This window comes from Microvirga arabica, from assembly GCF_016811235.1.
GTDB classification, from domain to species: domain Bacteria; phylum Pseudomonadota; class Alphaproteobacteria; order Rhizobiales; family Beijerinckiaceae; genus Microvirga; species Microvirga arabica.
The window spans coordinates 1-2,661 of the sequence record NZ_JAFBID010000162.1 but is presented as its reverse complement, the minus strand read 5'-3'; the positions used below and the strand labels follow the sequence as shown (position 1 = coordinate 2,661).

Sequence of the window (2,661 nt, the reverse complement as noted above, 5' to 3'; positions counted from 1 at the left end):
TCCGTCTGCGAGACTTAAGGTAAGAGGCGCTCCGCCGATCTGAGCAACATGGCGAACCGGGTGGCGGTTGTGGTCGAGCACGAGGGCAAAGCCGCGCGCGAGGGTGCCCTCGACGCTGAGGGCGCGTATTTCCCGGTGAAGCCCCTCGAGAGCAAGACCGACACGGTCCAGCGCCTGCTGCAACAGGCAGGTGATCTCGCGCCGCAGCCGTTCAAGCTCCCGGTTCTCACGCTTCAGGACAGCCAGAAACAGTCCGCTGCGAACTCCGGTGAGTTCGCGGATCAGCCGTTCCAGGTGCTGAAGGCTTTCATCCAAGCGGGTCCGCAGGAAGCTCCGGCTGGTGATCACCGTCTGTTGCGCGCTCTCGATCCGGGACTCGTGCTGATGAAGGCAGGCGGCGGCATCCCGCAGGATCCTCTCCCGCCGAACCTGTAGAAGCTGGGCCTGCTGCTCGATGCTGCTGTTCACTGCTTTGCGGATCGTGCGGTAGTCGATCATGATCCGCTCGGCCCGGTCACGGATCAGATCCTGAACCAGCCCGATCGCCTTGCTCGGAGTATCAGTGGCCTTCCAGGCCACCTCGTCCAGCAGGGTGCGATCCGTGGCATGGCCCAGCCCCGTGATCACCGGCACCGGAAAGGTGCAGATCAGCCGGGCCACGTCCTCAAATACAAGCGAGGCCAGCCCAGCCGCGTGCCCGCCACCCCGCACGAGCAGGAGCACGTCGAGCCCCTCGCCTTGCGCCACCTCCCCGCCTGCTTCAGAGCCGCACAGAGCGACTGCCGGGCTCCGCAGCCCTCGAAGCTGGCTGGAAACGACACCGCGGTAGCGATGCCGGCCCGCTCGAGCCGCTCGAGTTCGGAGAGAACATCGGCATATCCGGCTGAGCGCTCAGGATGAACAACGCCAATGCGCAGGATGTCGGCCGGTGCCGGCAGCTGGCGCTGATGGCAGAAGAGGCCATCCTCAATCAGCCGCAGACGAGCTTCGTCCCGCACCTGCTCCAGGCTCGACCCTGTGGGGACCGGCTGCAAGTCCGAGACGGTGGGCTGCAGATGCCGGCTCGGGTGGAACGAGGGCTTGATCCTCACCCAGGCGCCGCTCCCCCTCAGGGACGAGACGTCAGGGTCCTCACCCGTTGCTTGGCGCATCTGCTCGACCACTGTGGGCGGTACGAAGACACGCAGCCGGGCGCTCGTGGAGGCGTTCTGGGCATGGGGCTCGATCAGGTCGAGGGTGTAACCTGAGCCCGCGGTGGAGACGGCAAGGATGGCCGCCTCAACCCAGACCTCCTCCGGCAGGCCTGAGCGGATGACCCTCCCCGCCTCGGCCGTGAACTGCCTCAGACCCCAGCGTGGGATCGGGCGAGCCTCACTTGTCGGCTGCCCTGGGCCCGTGGCGGGCAGCCGATCGGGTTCATGCAGGTTCATGCATGGCGCTCCTGTTGTTCGTTGTCGATGAAGGTCCCCTCTCCTGCCCTGATCGGGCTGGCTGCGTTGCGAGGCAGTCTTCTTCTTGAGGGGTTTGGCTTGGGCAGATGCACTTGAAAGAGGTCTGTCTCGACTGCTCGGTAGCAGGTCTGCAAGATCGCTTAGGTGCTCTCAGGTGTCTTCCAGGGAACGAGCGAGACGTAGTTGAAGGTGATGAACAGCACGGTCAGGGACTTCTGCACGGCGATGCGCATTTCCTCCGGCTCCCCGGTGTGGACGTCATAGATCAGCGAGCAGCTCTGGCCTGTCCGGTCGATCCGGGTCTCGGACCACATCAGCTCGATGTCCAGGTGCCCGGGCGTGTGTGTCACCACATAGCCGCCGATCCGGTGCGAAGCGGGCACGTTGAGGGTGAACGTTGTCTGCTTGTCCTCGCCTTCCAGGTTGACGTCGCCGATGCCGGCGGCATGCCCCTTGGCTCCTGGTCCGCGGTGTCTGAAGATCCCGGTGAAGGAGATGCGGGAGCTGGGCGCCACTGGAATGACCTCAATCAGCCGGCGGGCGTCACCGGCCGGGAAGGTGGGCCCGTCGGCTACCAGGCGGTCGAGGATGGCATGCGCCTCCAGCCTGGCGTTCAGGTCGATGTGATGTTCGTGCATGATGCTATGGCAGGTCCGTGGTCAGGCCGCACTCCGTCGGGATGTGGTAAGGCGGCCTGATGATGAGAGGATCCGATCCTGAATTCCTGTATTCAGATCGGATGGTTCTTTTCCGGGGATTGTTTGTTTTCTTCCCTCAGAAGAGACACTCTGCTTACAACTCTCACACTTGAGTTCGTCGAGGACCCCCGCTTGAAGGAATTGATGCTGCGCCAGCACCTCGTCGCCTGCCTGCGCGCCGCACTGCAGGTGCGCCGGACTCGGAGTTGCGCCAACTTTCGTTACGGACGCGATGGTCCTCGCGTAGTGGTCGCCGGTCTCGTGCTCTTGCATGAGCTACCAAGACGCGGTGTCGAAGCATCCGCTATCCGTTGCGCAACACGCGACTTCCGCTAAGGCAACCGAACGTGCAAAGATGTGCGTCATACAAGAGCCAGACCCCAGACAACGGACGAAACTGCTCAGGATCGGAATGCGGCAGTGCCGCTACATCGTCTCCGACGATCCTCGCCACGCCATCTGCTGCGGAGCCCCAACGCCCGAGGGGTCGAGCTGGTGCGACTGGCACCGGA

General features: G+C 64.0%; 3 protein-coding genes. All 3 read right to left on the bottom strand.

Features of this window, described 5'->3' with window-relative positions; all coding sequences use genetic code 11:
• On the bottom strand, positions 1-711 hold a 711-nt coding region (locus tag JQC81_RS32090), incomplete at its 3' end, for an exodeoxyribonuclease VII large subunit (RefSeq protein ID WP_312887633.1).
• Entirely contained in the window at positions 648-1,430 is a 783-nt protein-coding gene (locus tag JQC81_RS32085; protein ID WP_203275809.1) for a hypothetical protein, read from the bottom strand. The genes JQC81_RS32090 and JQC81_RS32085, both read right to left, overlap by 64 nt.
• A gap of 161 nt (positions 1,431-1,591) precedes the next feature.
• Positions 1,592-2,089: a hypothetical protein gene (locus JQC81_RS32080; RefSeq protein WP_203275808.1), complete on the bottom strand. Its 498-nt coding sequence runs from the start codon at positions 2,087-2,089 to the stop codon at positions 1,592-1,594.
• Positions 2,090-2,661: the final 572 nt, after the last annotated feature.

Coding starts and splice junctions, on each gene's coding strand:
- JQC81_RS32085 (WP_203275809.1), bottom strand. CDS start 1,430: ATGAACCTGCATGAACCCGATCGGCTGCCCGCCACGGGCCCAGGGCAG.
- JQC81_RS32080 (WP_203275808.1), bottom strand. CDS start 2,089: ATGCACGAACATCACATCGACCTGAACGCCAGGCTGGAGGCGCATGCC.